The following is a 13,601-nucleotide window of genomic DNA, read 5'->3' on the forward strand; positions in this document are numbered from 1 at the left end:
GCGGCAGCACCCCCCTTGCCGCCAGGGGCCTCGGTGCGTCAGTGCTTGGCGGGCAGGAAACCGAGGCGGTCGTAGGTCTGCGCCAGGGTCTCGGCCGCGACCGCCCGCGCCTTCTCCGCGCCCTTGGCCAGCAAGGAGTCCAGGGTCTCGGGGTCGTCCAGGTACTCCTGGGTGCGCTGCCTGAAGGGTGTGACGAAGTCGACCATCACGCCGGCGAGGTCGGTCTTGAGCGCGCCGTAGCCCTTGCCCTCGTACGCGGCCTCCAGCTCCGGGATCGACTCGCCCGTGAGGGTGGAGTAGATCGTGAGCAGGTTGCTGACGCCGGGCTTGGCCGCCGCGTCGAAGCGGATCTCGGCCTCGGTGTCGGTGACCGCGCTCTTGATCTTCTTCTCGGTGACCTTGGGCTCGTCGAGGAGGTTGATCAGGCCCTTGGGGGAGGACGCGGACTTCGACATCTTGATCGCCGGGTCCTGGAGGTCGTAGATCTTCGCGACCTCCTTGACGATGTGCGCGGCGGGCAGGGTGAAGGTCTCGCCGAACCGCTGGTTGAAGCGCTCCGCGAGGTCGCGGGTCAGCTCGATGTGCTGGCGCTGGTCCTCGCCGACCGGGACGGCGTTCGCCTGGTAGAGGAGGATGTCGGCGACCTGGAGGATCGGGTACGTGAACAGGCCGACGGTGGCGTTGTTGGCGCCCTGCTTGGCGGACTTGTCCTTGAACTGCGTCATCCGGCTCGCCTCGCCGAAACCGGTGATGCAGTTCATGACCCAGCCGAGCTGCGCGTGCTCGGGCACGTGGCTCTGGATGAACAGGGTGCAGCGCTCGGGGTCCAGGCCGGCGGCGAGGAGCTGCGCGGCGGACAGCCGGGTGTTGGCCCGCAGGGCCGCCGGGTCCTGCGGCATGGTGATCGCGTGCAGGTCGACCACCATGTAGAACGCGTCGTGCGTCTCCTGGAGGGCGACGTACTGGCGGATGGCCCCGAGGTAGTTCCCGAGGTGGAACGAACCGGAGGTGGGCTGGATGCCGGAGAGCGCGCGAGGACGATCAGAAGCCATGGCCCCATTGTCTCAGGTGCGGGGGCTGACTCCGGCCCCGCGCCGGCCTGAAACCGCCCCGTCCCCGCGAGGGGTGAGGCGGGGGTCACACCCGCCCCCGCCCCGCGTCGGGCCGTTGCCCACGTACCGGACGGTAGCGGCCCGGCCGGATCTTGCCCCGGCCGGGCGACAGATACCGCCCCGGCGCGCCCGTCAGGCGAGCGGCAGGCCCGGGGCCGGGTGCGCGGCCATCAGGTCCGTGACCTCCGCGCGGACGACGGCCAGGGCCGGCTCGTCGCCCTTCGCGGCCGCGTCGACGGCGCGGGAGATCCAGTCGGCGACGGCCGGCATGTGCTCCGTCGTCAGGCCGCGCGAGGTCAGCGACGGGGTGCCGATGCGGATCCCGGACGGGTCGAAGGGCTTGCGCGGGTCGAAGGGCACGGTGTTGTAGTTGACGACGATCCCGGCCCGGTCCAGGGCCTTCGCCGCGATCTTGCCGGGGACCCCGCGCGAGGTGAGGTCCATCAGGATCAGGTGGTTGTCGGTGCCGCCCGAGACGAGGTCGAAACCGCGCTCCAGCAGGGCCGCCGCGAGCGCCTTCGCGTTGGCGACGACCGCGTGGGCGTACGCGGTGAAGGAGGGCTGGGCCGCCTCGTGGAGGGCGACGGCGATGCCGGCCGTCGTCTGGTTGTGCGGGCCGCCCTGGAGGCCGGGGAAGACCGCCTTGTCGATGGCCTTCGCGTGCTCCTCGCGGCACATCAGCATGGCTCCGCGCGGGCCGCGCAGGGTCTTGTGGGTGGTGGTGGAGATGACGTCGACGTGCCCGGCCGGGGACGGGTGCGCGCCGCCCGCCACCAGGCCGGCGATGTGGGCGATGTCCGCGACCAGGATCGAGCCCGCCTCCCGCGCGATCGAGGCGAAGGCGGCGAAGTCGATGGTGCGGGGCAGCGCCGTACCGCCACAGAAGATGATCTTCGGCTTCTCGGCGAGGGCCTGCTCGCGCACCGCGTCGTAGTCGATCAGGCCGTTGTCGGCCCGCACGCCGTACTGGACCCCGCGGAACCAGGAGCCCGTCGCCGAGACGCCCCAGCCGTGCGTGAGGTGCCCGCCCATCGGCAGGGCCATGCCCATCACGGTGTCGCCGGGCTTCGCGAAGGCCAGGTAGACGGCCAGGTTGGCCGGGGAGCCGGAGTACGGCTGGACGTTCGCGTGGTCCACGCCGAACAGGCCCTTGGCCCGCTCGATGGCGAGGGACTCGACGCGGTCGATGTTCTGCTGGCCCTCGTAGTAGCGCCGGCCCGGGTAGCCCTCGCTGTACTTGTTCTGCAGGACCGTGCCGGAGGCCTCCAGGACGGCGGCGGACACGTAGTTCTCGCTGGGGATCAGGCGCAGCGTCCGCGCCTGGAGGGTCTCCTCCGCCGCGACGAAGGACGCCAGTTCGGGATCGGTGGCGGTCAGGGCGGGGTGACGGTGGTTCGCGCTCATGGCGGTTCCTCCGGGGTCGATGTCGTCTCTCGTCCCCGCGAGGCCCAGGCGAGCGGCCCTGTGTGCGGTCGTGCGCGCACGACTCCCCCGGAGTTGGTTCTCCGTACGCCAGTCGCCGTGCGTACCGCACACCTTAGCGGGCGCGCCGACGGGAAGGTTTCTCCGTCCGCGATCCGAGCGACGATAGAAAGGACGCCACCCACGTCACCGGCCAGACGGACGATCGGAGACCCCGTGTCGAGAACTGCTGATGCCATCCGCTCCGCCGACGCGCACAGCGCGCACAACTACCATCCCCTGCCGATCGTCGTCGCCTCGGCCGAGGGCGCGTGGATGACCGACGTGGAGGGACGTCGCTACCTCGACATGCTCGCCGGGTACTCGGCGCTCAACTTCGGCCACGGCAACCGCCGACTGATCGACGCGGCCCGCGACCAGCTGGAACGGGTCACCCTCACCTCGCGCGCCTTCCACCACGACCGGTTCGCCGACTTCTGTGCCGAACTCGCCGCGCTGTGCGGCAAGGAGGCGGTGCTGCCCATGAACACGGGCGCGGAGGCGGTGGAGACGGCCGTCAAGACCGCCCGCAAGTGGGGCTACGAGGTCAAGGGCGTCCCGGACGGCCACGCCAAGATCGTGGTGGCCGCCGACAACTTCCACGGTCGGACCACGACGATCGTGTCCTTCTCCACCGACCACGACGCGCGCGACCACTTCGGGCCCTACACCCCCGGCTTCGAGATCGTCCCCTACGGAGACCTCACCGCGCTCTCCCACGCCGTCACCGAGAACACCGTGGCCGTGCTGCTGGAGCCGATCCAGGGCGAGGCCGGGGTGCTCGTGCCGCCCGCCGGATACCTGGCGGGCGTACGGGAACTGACGCGCGAGCGGAACGTGTTGTTCATGGCCGACGAGATCCAGTCGGGCCTGGGCCGCACCGGGAGGACCTTCGCCTGCGAGCACGAGGGCGTCGTCCCCGACGTGTACATCCTGGGCAAGGCGCTCGGCGGCGGGGTGGTCCCCGTCTCCGCGGTCGTCGCCGACCGGGACGTGCTCGGGGTGTTCCGACCCGGCGAGCACGGGTCGACCTTCGGCGGGAACCCGCTGGCCTGCGCCGTCGCCCTGGAGGTGATCGCGATGCTGCGCACGGGCGAGTTCCAGCAGCGCGCCGCCGAGCTCGGCGACCACCTGCACCGGGAACTGAACCTGATGGTCGGCGGCGGCGCGGTGACCGCCGTACGGGGCCGCGGCCTGTGGGCGGGCGTGGACATCGACCCGGCGCACGGCACGGGCCGGGAGATCTCGGAGAAGCTGATGGAGCTCGGGGTGCTGGTGAAGGACACCCACGGCTCGACGATCCGCATCGCGCCGCCGCTGGTGATCGGCAAGGAGGACCTGGACTGGGGCCTGGAGCAGCTGCGCTCGGTGCTCTCCTCCTAGAGCGCGCCGGAGGCGGCGTGCCGGGTCCCGGCCCGGTCGCCGCCCCGGGAGGGCGGGGCGAGGATGGAAGAGGCGGGCGCCTTCCCGCGCGCCCCCGGGCGCCGTCCGCGCCGCGCGCCGGCGGGGCCCTCCCCTCCCGATGGGAGCACCCTCATGTACGCACGTGCTCGGCACGCCCTGGCCTGCGGCGTCCTGGCGTCCTGCGTCGCACTCGGCGCCGGCGCCGTCGCGGGTACCGCGGCGGCGGCGCCGGCGGCGGTCCCCGCCGCCAGCTGTACGGTCACCCCGGCCGCGAACGGGATGTCCGTGGTCATCACCGGCGAGGGTTTCTCGGCCCCCCGCAACCTCAACGACGGCGAGTCCACGGAGCGGCTGAACGTGGACGCGAACGGCAACTTCCGGCTCCAGCGGTTCCAGAAGAACGTCGACTACACCGTCCTCGCCGTCAACGAGGACCAGAACTTCACCTTCGTCAACTGCAAGGTCGTCGGCGCCGACACCGGTACCGGCACCGGCACGACCACCCCCGGCACCCAGCGGGACTACCGCCAGGGCTACCGGGACGGCTACCGGGCCGGCATCAAGGCCGCCGTCGCCGACTGCGACAAGCCGCCGCAGCCGGACACGGGCCAGACGCACACCGACATGTACCGCAAGGGCTGGACGGCCGCCGCGCAGTCCGCCTTCGACATGCGCTGCAAGAGCTCCCCTACAGGATGACGTGCGGCAGGAAGCGGGCGTACTCGTCCGTGACCGGGCCGGCCGATTCGCGGATCCCCAGGCCCGCCGCCTCGTCCTCGACCACCCAGGCGCCGAGCACCACGCGGTTGCCGTCGAAGTCGGGCAGCGGGGCGAGGGCCTGGAAGACGTACGCCTCCCCCTCGACCGGGACGAAGGGCTCCCCGTCCCCGCCGGCCGGGTGGAGGGTGACGCCGGCGCCCTCGCGGCCCAGCAGCGGCTTGGCCACGTAGCCCGGCCCGCCCTCCTCGGCCAGCTCGCGCGGGCCGTCGAGGTAGGCGGGCAGCAGGTTCGGGTGGTCCGGGAAGAGCTCCCACAGGATCGCCAGCAGCGCCTTGTTGGAGAGCAGCATCTTCCACAGCGGCTCGATCCAGACGGTGGAGCCGGAGCCGCCGCCGTGGTCGTAGGTGTCGAGCACCTGGGGGCCGAACTCGTCGGTGGCCAGCCATTCCCAGGGGTAGAGCTTGAAGCAGCTGCGGATGAAGCGGAGCTTCTCGTCGACGAACCGGCCCGAGAGGCGGTCCCAGCCGATGGTCTCCACGGACAGGGCGTGCGTGTCCAGCCCGGCCTGTTCGGCGGTCTCCTGGAGGTAGGCGACCGTCATCAGGTCCTCGCCGAGCTCGTCGGTCTCGGAGTGCGCGAAGTGCAGCGGGCCGGTCGGCAGCAGCTCGGCCTGTCGGCGCCAGGCCTCGACGAGCCGCTCGTGCAGCGAGTTCCACTGGTCGGCGCCGGGGAAGCGCTCCTCCATCCAGAACCACTGCGGGCTCGCCGCCTCCACGAGGGAGGTGGGCGTGTCGGCGTTGTACTCCAGCATCTTGGCCGGGCTGCCGGAGCCGTCGTAGCGCAGGTCGAACCGGCCGTAGAGGGAGGGCTGTTCGGCGCGGCGGCGCCAGGACTCGGTGATCTTCGCGGCGAGCCTGGCGTCGGTGACGCCGAGGTCGGCGAAGCGGTCGTGCTCGACGATGTGGGCGGCCGCGGCCAGGCACATGGCGTGCAGTTCCTCGACGACGTCCTCCAGCGCCTCCACCTCGGGGAGGGTGAACGCGTAGTAGGCGCTCTCGTCCCAGTAGGGGCGCAGGGAGTCGTCGGGGTAGCGGGTCAGGGGATAGATCAGCCCCTGTTCCTCGACGGTCTTCTGCCAGTCGGGGCGGGGCTCGATGGTGTGCCGCTGCATGGGCGCGCTCAGCCGCCGGAGGAACCGGAGGAGGAGTGTCCGCCGATGCCGCCGCGGGTGACGGCGGACTTGTCGAAGCTGCCGCCGGTCACCTTGCCGTTGCTGACGGAGCCGCCGTAGTAGTACGAGCCGGTGCCGCCGCTCTTGCACTCCTTCGCGTTCAGGTGCTTGAGGGACGAGCGGGACGCGCACCGCTTGTCGGGCTCGTCGCTGCTGCCGCAGGCGACGAGGGTCGCCGCGAGCAGGCCCATGCCGCCTAGGGCGACCGCGCCGGAGCGCATGCGGCGTCGAGTGGTGATGTCGGTGTTCATGGCTGGATCCGCTCCCCCTGGGTGGCGTGCTCCCGACAGACTAGAGCGGTCGTGCGGGGGGATGGAATCCGGCCGCCGTCACACCCTTGTCACGGCCGTGCCGGCGACGAGGACATCTAGAGTCGATCCGTGCTGATTGGGATGGTTTGCGCACTGGGTGCGGCGGTCTGCTTCGGAACGGCCTCGGTGCTCCAGGCCGTGGCGACGCGGGCGGCGGAGCCGGGGACGGGCTCCGGGGTGGACGCGGCGCTGTTCCTGCGGGCGCTGCGCCAGTGGCGCTACCTGGCGGGGCTCGCGCTGGACGGGGCCGGCTTCGTCCTCCAGATCATCGCCCTCAAGCACATCCCGATCTACGCGGTGGGGGCGGCGCTGGCCGCGAGCCTGGCCGTGACGGCGGTGGTCGCCGCGCGGCTGCTGAACGTACGGCTGTCGTCGCTGGAGTGGGGCGCGGTGGGGGTGGTGTGCGCGGGGCTGCTGATGCTGGGCCTGGCCTCGGGTGAGGAGGGCACGGGGCGGGGCTCGCTCGCGCTGGAGCTGTCGCTCCTGGCCGTGGCCCTGTCGATCCTGCTGGTCGGCGCCGCGGCGGGGCGGCTGCCCGACGGGCCGCGCGCGCTGGTGCTGGGTCTGGCGTCCGGGACGGGCTTCGGCGTGGTGGAGGTCTCCGTACGCCTCATCGACTCCCTCTCGCCGCGGGAACTGCTCAACCCGGCCCTGTACGCGCTGCTGCTGGGCGGTGCGGCCGCCTTCCTGCTGCTCACCTCGGCGCTGCAACGCGGCTCGGTGACGGCCGCCACGGCGGGAATGGTGCTGGGCGAGACGGTGGGCCCGGCGGTGGTCGGCGTCGTCTGGCTCGGCGACCGCACCCGCGAGGGCCTGACCTGGCTCGCGGTCCTCGGCTTCGCGATCGCCCTGGCCGGGGCGCTGGCCCTGTCCCGGTTCGGCGAACCGCCGGCGCCGGGCGGGGCCCCGCCCGCCGACCCGGCCTGATCCAGACCCGGCCGGCGGCGGGCGGCCCGGGGCGTCAGGGGAGGGCCGAGGCGAGGGCCGTCAGGGTCGGGGTCCAGGCGCTCGGGGACGGGGTGCCGTAGCCGACCACCAGGGCGTCGCGGGCCGGCATCGGCGAATCGGGGTGGCGGTAGCGGGCGAGGCCCTCCAGGGCCAGGTCCTGCCAGGCGGCGGCCGACCGGACCAGCTCCCGCTCCGTGTCCGGCGCCAGGTCCAGCACCGCGTGCAGCCCCGCGGCGATCCCGGACACCGGGACGCGTCCGGCCAGGGCCGCCACCAGCTCGTCGCGGCGGCGCCGGTAGCGCAGCCGCATGCCGCGCACGTGGCGGTCGTAGGCCCCGGAGGTGATGAACTCCGCCAGGATCAGCTGGTCGAGGGCGCCGGAGGTCAAGTCGGCCGGGCCCTTCGCCGCCACCACCGGCGCCACCAGGTCCGGCGGGAGCACCATCCAGCCCATGCGCAGCGCCGGGGCCAGCGATTTGGCGGCGGTGCCGAAGTAGACCACGCGGTCGGGGTCCAGCCCCTGGAGGGCGCCGACCGGCTGGCGGTCGTAGCGGAACTCCCCGTCGTAGTCGTCCTCCAGGATCACCGCGCCCTCGGTGCGCGCCCAGTCCACGGCGGCGGACCGCCGCTCGGGGGTCAGGGCCACCCCGGTCGGGAACTGGTGGGCGGGCGTCAGCAGCACCGCGCCCACCCGGGGGCCGAGCCCCGCCAGGTCGGTGGTGCGCGCCCCGGCGCCGTCGAGCCACAGCGGGCGGGTGCGCAGCCCGGCCCCGGCCAGCAGGTCCCGGTGGACGTCCAGGGCGTACCCCTCCACGGCGACCTCCCGCACCCGGCGCTCCCGCAGCACCCGGCCCATCAGCGTCAGGCCGTGCGCGAAGCCGGAGCACAGCACGATCCGGTCCGGGTGCGCGTACACCCCGCGCGCCCGGCCCAGGTACCCGGCGAGGGCCTCGCGCAGCTCCACGCGGCCCCGCGCGTCCGCCGCGTAGCCGAAGGCGGCGTCCGGGGCGACGGCCAGTGCCCGCCGGGCGGCCGCGAGCCAGGCGGCGCGCGGGAAGCCGCTCAGGTCGGGGGAACCGGGCACCAGGCTGTACGCGGGCCCGCGCCGGGCCCGCGGTTCCCGGACGGCGGCGCCGCCGGCGGCGGCCGCACCGGGCTGCGGGCGGCGCGGCCGGGCGCGCGCGGCGACGCGGGTACCGGAGCCCTGGCGGGCGGTCAGCCGGCCCTCGGCGACGAGTTCGGCGTACGCCTCCGCGACGGTGTTGCGGGCGATGCCCAGGTCGGCGGCGAGGGAACGGGAGGACGGCAGCCGGGTGCCGGGCGCGAGCCGCCCGCTGCGCGCCGCCTCCCGCAGGGCCTCGGCGAGCGCGGCCCGCAGTCCGGGGGCGCCCGCCCGCGCCGCGAGGTCGAGGTGCAGGTCGGCGCCGAAAGTGGCCCACGTTCCGGTCATGGATATGGACCATACCGGCGGGCCGCCCGCTCCGTACGGTGGAGGCATGAGCAACCACACCGACACCTCCACCGCCACCCGCACCGCCCCCACCACCCCCTCCGCCTCCGCCGAGCTCGCCGCCGAACACGCCCCGCGCATGCGGATGGCCCAGCTGGCCCCGGAGGTCTACAAGGCGGTGATCGGTCTGGAGATCGCCGCGAAGAAGGGGCTGGACCCGGCCCTGATCGAGCTGGTGAAGATCCGCGCCTCGCAGATCAACCACTGCGGGTTCTGCCTGGACATGCACGCCAAGGAGGCCCTCGCGGCGGGCGAGAGCGTGGAGCGGATCGTCCAGCTCGGCGCGTGGGAGGAGTCGCGGCACTTCTACACCGAGAAGGAGCTGGCGGCGCTCGCGCTGACCGAGGCCGTCACCGTCCTCACGGACGGGTTCGTGCCCGACGCGGTCTACGAGCGGGCGGCGGCCCACTTCGAGGACGCCGAGCTGGCCCGGCTGATCGCCCTGATCGCGACCATCAACGTCTGGAACCGCATCGGCGTCACCACCCGCATGGCCCCGGGGCACTACGCCCCGGGGAAACACAAGGGCTGATCAGCGCGGGCGGAAGGACTCCAGCGCGGCCGTCAGGTGCGCGCGGGTGGTGCGGCTGTCGGCGGCCGGCCCGGCGGCCAGCAGCGCCCACCGTCCGCCGCCCGGGAGGGTGACGATCCGCTCGATGCCCTGCCGGCGGCCCCGGGACTCCGCGCTGTCGTACTCGTAGACCAGTTCGCAGGCGCTCCCGGCGGTCGGGCCCAGGGAGACCTCCGCGTAGGCCGGCGTGTCGTCGCGCAGGACCTTCGAGGAGATCCGCAGCAGCTCGCACGATCCGGTCGCGGAGGACTCCGTGACCCGGAAGACCTGGAGCAGCGCCGTGCGGTCGCCGGGCGGACGGTAGAAGGCCCCGTCGCCGGTCTCGTCGTGGCTGGGCCGCCACCCCCGGGGGACGGCGACCGAGAAGCCGTACGGGTCGTCCACGACGGTGTAGTCGGCGGGGCCGCCGGGGCCCGTCGGGGCACCCGGGCCCCCGCTCCCGTCCGGGCGGCCCGGGGTGGACGGGTCGGGGCCGGACGCGGACGGGTCGGGGCCGGTCGCGGAGGTCGGGCCGGGTGACGGGCTCGCGGACGGACGGGCGTCCGTCGTCGCGCGGGCGCCGCCGTCCCCGCCGGCACCACCGCCGTCGCCGTCGCCGAGCAGGAGCCAGGCCGCCACCGATCCCCCGGCCACGACGGCCGCCACGAGCCCCGCCACCAGCGGGCCCCGCCGGCGCCCCGCCCCGCCGTCGGGCGCGGGAGGGCGGGGCGGGGCCGTCTCGGGCCCCCGTTCCCAGCGCTGCGAGCCGGGGTTCCAGCGGGCTCCGGTCCCTTCGGGCGGGGGCACCGTCAGCCGCCCAGCGAGGTGAGCAACCCGCCCAGGGCGGTCGCCGCGGCGATCGACTCCACCAGCGGCGCCCACCGCTCCAGGGCGGCGCGCAGCCGTCCGGTCAATCCCGTCCGGATCTCGCCGGCGTCCTCCAACTCCGCTGCCACGTCGTCGAGTTCGGCGTCCAGCTCGTTGCGTTCGGTGCTGCGCGGCAACTGCACCACGGCGGCGCGCAGTTCCCGTACCGCCTTGAGCAGTTCCGCCGCTCCGGGCGGCGGTTCGGCCGCGCCGCCACCGTGCCGGACGGTGTTGGTGTTGCCGCTGCCGCCGATGCTGAAGGCGCTGTCGCGGACCTCGCCGATCCGCACCGCGGGATCCTGATCGTCACGTGCCACCGTTGCTCCCCTTGTTGCCGGTACCGCCGCCTCCGGCGGTGTTGGTGGTGCCGGCGCCGCCGATGCTGAAGGCGCTGCCGTTCACCGACTGGATGAACACGCCGCCCTCGGCGACGGTCACGGCGCGCCGGGCGAACTCCTCGGTGTGCCAGCCCGCTTCGTGGAGGGCGACGGTGACCCCGCCGACCACCCGGTCCTGGATGGTCTTCAGGTACCGGTCGACGTCCATGTGGTGGAAGAGCGAGCCGTTGTCCTCGGCCGCCATCTCCCGTACGGACCGCGCCGGCCCCTCGGGGCGGGCACCCCCGTGGCCCCCGGTGGCGATCCGCCACCGACCGGCGACGCCCCGGCCGACGGTGACCAGGGCCTTCACCAGCGAGCCGGGGGTGGCGGCCAGGGCGGCGGCCGCCTTGCCCACGGGGTTGTTCCTCAGGTACCGCCGGGCGTCCGCGTCGGCGTCGTGGAAGTCGGTGCGGACGGGCAGCAGCAGGTGCGGTGCGACCTCCAGCATCATCATCCGCCCCTGGGTGTGGACGCGTACGAAGACGGTGACGACGAGGTTCTCGTCCCAGCCCCCCACGCGTACGCGCAGGAAGTGGCGGCGGCGTTCACCGCCCTCCTCGATCGACACCGCGCGGTGCTCCTCGTACTCCTCCGGCGACAGCGGCGCCTCGTCGCGGTGCGCGAGTCCCACGGCCGGCAGGAAGACGCACTCGTCGACCCCCAGTTCGCGCAGCCGGTCCACCACGGCGGCCTCGGCGCCGGGGGAACCGTGCGGGGAGGGGACGCGCAGCGCGTGCAGGAGGGGGACGACGCGGCGCACGATGTCGGCGTTGGTGAGGGGGCTCGGCGTGCGGTCGGGGTCGAGGTCCTCGCGGGGGCGCAGTTCGACGGACAGGTGCCAGGGCCGGTAGGCATCACCCGCGCCGGTGAACGGACCGTTGATGTCGTACATGATGAGCGGGGAGTGCTGCTCCCTGGCGATCCGCTCGCGGACGCGTTCGAGGCGGGCGCTCCCGACGCGCTCGACGGGGTCCTGGTCGTGGTCGGCGTAGCGCTCCGGGGAGAGTTCGCCGGTGATGACGCGGGCGATGTGGCGGCGCCGGAACCCGACGACGCAGACGACGACGGCGAAGCCGGCGAGGAAGGCGAGGGGCACCCACCACGGGGCGCCGTCCTCGGATCCGGAGGACCCGGAGGAGCCGAAGAGGCCGTAGGGGTCGGAGGTGCCGAAGAGGCCGTAGGAGCCGGACGAACCGGCCGGGCCCGAGGAATCCGCGAACCAGTCGGAGTAGCCGCCGGCTCCGCTCCCGCCCGATCCGCCCGACCCGCCCGTCGGGAGGTCCGGAACCAGGGCCCCGAAGACCGCGACGAGACGGTCCAGTCCGCCGATGACCACGCTCAGCGCGATCAGGACCACCATCACCACCGTCCACCAGGCGTAGATCCGCACCAGCAGCGCCACGAACCGCAACAGCGGGATCTCGCGCCCCTTGCGCCCCAGCCAGTCGGCCAGTCCGAGCAGCAGGAAGGGGACGGCCAGCAGGGCGAGCAACCCCGCGGTCAGTACGGCGCCGACGAACCAGGCGGCGAGTATCGCGGCGGCCCAGGCGAGGTCGACGCGGCGGGCCCGCAGGGCGTGGGCGAGGACGCGGGTGGCGTCGAACCCGTAGGAGGGGGCCGCGATCCGCTCCTCGTGGACGAGGAGTTCGTCGATGACGCGGTCGCGGTAGGCGGCGTCGAGGTACGTGCCGGCGCACAGGAGGCGGCCCGCCTCGCTCGTGCGCGGGTCCACGGGGGGCCGCCCCGCGCGGGGGTCGGACGCGTCGTCGCCACCCGGTAACTGAGGGGGGATCAGGGGCTCGGTCACCGGGCGACCTTATGTATCCCCCACGCCCTTGTGCAGGCGCGTTCACGCCAAACGCCCCGACCGGACCCGGTCGGGGCGTTGGTGGTGGTGCCTCACCGCTCGACGGGGTGAGCCGGCCGCGTGCGCGGACCGGCTCACCCGAGAGGGTGATCAGATCAGGCCGAGCTCGCGCACCGCGTCGCGCTCCTCGACGAGCTCCTTCACGGACGCGTCGATGCGCGCGCGGGAGAACTCGTTGATGTCCAGACCCTGGACGATCTCGTACTTGCCGTCCTTGGTGGTGACGGGGAAGGAGGAGATGATGCCCTCCGGGACGCCGTAGGAGCCGTCCGACGGGATGCCCATCGAGGTCCAGTCGCCGGCGGCGGTGCCGTTGACCCAGGTGTGGACGTGGTCGATGGCGGCGTTGGCGGCCGAGGCGGCCGAGGAGGCGCCACGGGCGTCGATGATCGCGGCGCCGCGCTTGGCGACGGTCGGGATGAAGGTGTCGGCCAGCCACGCCTGGTCGCCGACGACCTCGGCGGCGTTCTTGCCGGCGATCTCCGCGTGGAAGATGTCCGGGTACTGGGTCGCCGAGTGGTTGCCCCAGATGGTGAGGCGCTTGATGTCGGAGACGGCGGCGCCGGTCTTGGCGGCCAGCTGCGAGATCGCGCGGTTGTGGTCCAGGCGGGTCATCGCGGTGAAGCGCTCGGCCGGTACGTCCGGGGCGGCGGCCTGCGCGATGAGCGCGTTGGTGTTGGCCGGGTTGCCCACGACCAGGACCTTGATGTCGTCCGCGGCGTGCGCGTTGATCGCGGCGCCCTGCGGCTTGAAGATGCCGCCATTGGCGGCGAGCAGGTCACCGCGCTCCATGCCCGCGGTGCGCGGACGGGCGCCGACGAGCAGCGCGACGTTGGCACCCTCGAAGCCCTTGTTCGGGTCGTCGAAGATGTCGATGCCGTCGAGCAGCGGGAAGGCGCAGTCGTCGAGCTCCATGGCGGTGCCCTCGGCGGCCTTCATGCCCTGGGGGATCTCCAGGAGGCGGAGCCGGACCGGCACGTCCGCGCCGAGCAGGTGGCCGGACGCGATGCGGAAGAGCAGGGCGTAGCCGATCTGGCCGGCGGCGCCGGTCACGGTGACATTCACGGGAGTGCGGGTCATGGCCTTCTCCGTTAGACAGCTGGCGGTGGGGCGTCCCCGCCCCATGTGCTGGGCCCCAAGTACTGGGAGGACGCCGCTTCCCTGTCCTTACGAATCTTGACGTGAAGAGACATCCGCGGTCAGGCTATCCGACCCGTGGGGCCCGCAACCCCCGGGTCCC

General features: G+C 73.5%; 13 protein-coding genes and 1 riboswitch. Of the genes, 4 read left to right on the forward strand and 9 right to left on the reverse strand.

Features of this window, described 5'->3' with window-relative positions:
• Window positions 1–38: 38 nt before the first annotated feature.
• Both trpS and ACZ6ZI_RS27335 read right to left on the reverse strand, forming a co-directional pair.
• Window positions 39–1,052, reverse strand: coding sequence for a tryptophan--tRNA ligase (gene trpS / locus ACZ6ZI_RS27330; protein ID WP_469525013.1), 1,014 nt, complete (start codon window positions 1,050–1,052; stop codon window positions 39–41).
• A 192-nt stretch (window positions 1,053–1,244) separates the two neighbouring features.
• On the reverse strand, window positions 1,245–2,516 hold the full coding sequence (locus ACZ6ZI_RS27335; RefSeq protein ID WP_469525016.1) for a serine hydroxymethyltransferase: 1,272 nt from the start codon (window positions 2,514–2,516) through the stop codon (window positions 1,245–1,247).
• Between the two features lie 35 nt (window positions 2,517–2,551).
• A riboswitch (ZMP/ZTP riboswitch) is annotated at window positions 2,552–2,642 on the reverse strand.
• A 108-nt stretch (window positions 2,643–2,750) separates the two neighbouring features.
• Between ACZ6ZI_RS27335 and rocD the strand changes: the two genes are divergently transcribed.
• Window positions 2,751–3,956 carry an ornithine--oxo-acid transaminase gene (rocD, locus tag ACZ6ZI_RS27340; protein WP_469525017.1) on the forward strand — a complete coding sequence of 402 codons (1,206 nt, stop codon included), beginning with the start codon at window positions 2,751–2,753 and terminating at the stop codon, window positions 3,954–3,956.
• A gap of 153 nt (window positions 3,957–4,109) precedes the next feature.
• A complete protein-coding gene (locus ACZ6ZI_RS27345; RefSeq protein ID WP_469525021.1) occupies window positions 4,110–4,676 on the forward strand; it encodes a hypothetical protein in 567 nt (188 codons plus the stop codon).
• Here the strand turns inward: ACZ6ZI_RS27345 and ACZ6ZI_RS27350 are convergent.
• Complete coding sequence (locus ACZ6ZI_RS27350) at window positions 4,666–5,868, reverse strand: glutathionylspermidine synthase family protein (protein WP_469525024.1); 1,203 nt, start codon at window positions 5,866–5,868, stop codon at window positions 4,666–4,668. The genes ACZ6ZI_RS27345 and ACZ6ZI_RS27350 overlap by 11 nt on opposite strands.
• An 8-nt stretch (window positions 5,869–5,876) precedes the next feature.
• On the reverse strand, window positions 5,877–6,179 hold the full coding sequence (locus ACZ6ZI_RS27355; RefSeq protein ID WP_469525027.1) for a hypothetical protein: 303 nt from the start codon (window positions 6,177–6,179) through the stop codon (window positions 5,877–5,879).
• A 141-nt stretch (window positions 6,180–6,320) separates the two neighbouring features.
• On the opposite strand from ACZ6ZI_RS27355, the gene ACZ6ZI_RS27360 reads away from it, so the two are divergent.
• On the forward strand, window positions 6,321–7,166 hold the full coding sequence (locus tag ACZ6ZI_RS27360; protein WP_469525307.1) for a DMT family transporter: 846 nt from the start codon (window positions 6,321–6,323) through the stop codon (window positions 7,164–7,166).
• Between the two features lie 34 nt (window positions 7,167–7,200).
• Here ACZ6ZI_RS27360 and pdxR read toward each other — a convergent pair whose 3' ends face one another.
• Complete coding sequence (gene pdxR, locus ACZ6ZI_RS27365) at window positions 7,201–8,637, reverse strand: MocR-like pyridoxine biosynthesis transcription factor PdxR (protein ID WP_469525030.1); 1,437 nt, start codon at window positions 8,635–8,637, stop codon at window positions 7,201–7,203.
• Window positions 8,638–8,683: 46 nt separating this feature from the next.
• Between pdxR and ACZ6ZI_RS27370 the strand changes: the two genes are divergently transcribed.
• Window positions 8,684–9,229 carry a carboxymuconolactone decarboxylase family protein gene (locus tag ACZ6ZI_RS27370; RefSeq protein WP_469525031.1) on the forward strand — a complete coding sequence of 182 codons (546 nt, stop codon included), beginning with the start codon at window positions 8,684–8,686 and terminating at the stop codon, window positions 9,227–9,229.
• Here the strand turns inward: ACZ6ZI_RS27370 and ACZ6ZI_RS27375 are convergent, their stop codons facing one another.
• The 4 genes from ACZ6ZI_RS27375 to ACZ6ZI_RS27390 all read right to left on the reverse strand — a co-directional run bounded on the left by ACZ6ZI_RS27375 (window position 9,230) and on the right by ACZ6ZI_RS27390 (window position 13,441).
• Complete coding sequence (locus ACZ6ZI_RS27375; protein WP_469525033.1) at window positions 9,230–10,054, reverse strand: hypothetical protein; 825 nt, start codon at window positions 10,052–10,054, stop codon at window positions 9,230–9,232. It lies immediately after the preceding gene.
• A 2-nt stretch (window positions 10,055–10,056) separates the two neighbouring features.
• The gene (locus tag ACZ6ZI_RS27380; RefSeq protein WP_363058040.1) at window positions 10,057–10,431 is read right to left on the reverse strand and encodes a hypothetical protein; all 375 of its coding nucleotides are present in this window, start codon (window positions 10,429–10,431) and stop codon (window positions 10,057–10,059) included.
• Window positions 10,421–12,226: a hypothetical protein gene (locus tag ACZ6ZI_RS27385; protein WP_469525035.1), complete on the reverse strand. Its 1,806-nt coding sequence runs from the start codon at window positions 12,224–12,226 to the stop codon at window positions 10,421–10,423. The genes ACZ6ZI_RS27380 and ACZ6ZI_RS27385 overlap by 11 nt, the downstream gene beginning before the upstream one ends.
• A gap of 225 nt (window positions 12,227–12,451) precedes the next feature.
• Window positions 12,452–13,441, reverse strand: coding sequence for a malate dehydrogenase (locus ACZ6ZI_RS27390; RefSeq protein ID WP_469525038.1), 990 nt, complete (start codon window positions 13,439–13,441; stop codon window positions 12,452–12,454).
• Between the last annotated feature and the right edge of the window lie 160 nt (window positions 13,442–13,601).

The sequence above is a fragment of the Streptomyces sp. NPDC103540 genome (genome assembly GCF_055584445.1).

Coding starts and splice junctions, on each gene's coding strand:
- trpS (WP_469525013.1), bottom strand. CDS start 1,052: ATGGCTTCTGATCGTCCTCGCGCGCTCTCCGGCATCCAGCCCACCTCC.
- ACZ6ZI_RS27335 (WP_469525016.1), bottom strand. CDS start 2,516: ATGAGCGCGAACCACCGTCACCCCGCCCTGACCGCCACCGATCCCGAA.
- ACZ6ZI_RS27345 (WP_469525021.1), top strand. CDS start 4,110: ATGTACGCACGTGCTCGGCACGCCCTGGCCTGCGGCGTCCTGGCGTCC.
- ACZ6ZI_RS27350 (WP_469525024.1), bottom strand. CDS start 5,868: ATGCAGCGGCACACCATCGAGCCCCGCCCCGACTGGCAGAAGACCGTC.
- ACZ6ZI_RS27355 (WP_469525027.1), bottom strand. CDS start 6,179: ATGAACACCGACATCACCACTCGACGCCGCATGCGCTCCGGCGCGGTC.
- ACZ6ZI_RS27360 (WP_469525307.1), top strand. CDS start 6,321: ATGGTTTGCGCACTGGGTGCGGCGGTCTGCTTCGGAACGGCCTCGGTG.
- pdxR (WP_469525030.1), bottom strand. CDS start 8,637: ATGACCGGAACGTGGGCCACTTTCGGCGCCGACCTGCACCTCGACCTC.
- ACZ6ZI_RS27370 (WP_469525031.1), top strand. CDS start 8,684: ATGAGCAACCACACCGACACCTCCACCGCCACCCGCACCGCCCCCACC.
- ACZ6ZI_RS27390 (WP_469525038.1), bottom strand. CDS start 13,441: ATGACCCGCACTCCCGTGAATGTCACCGTGACCGGCGCCGCCGGCCAG.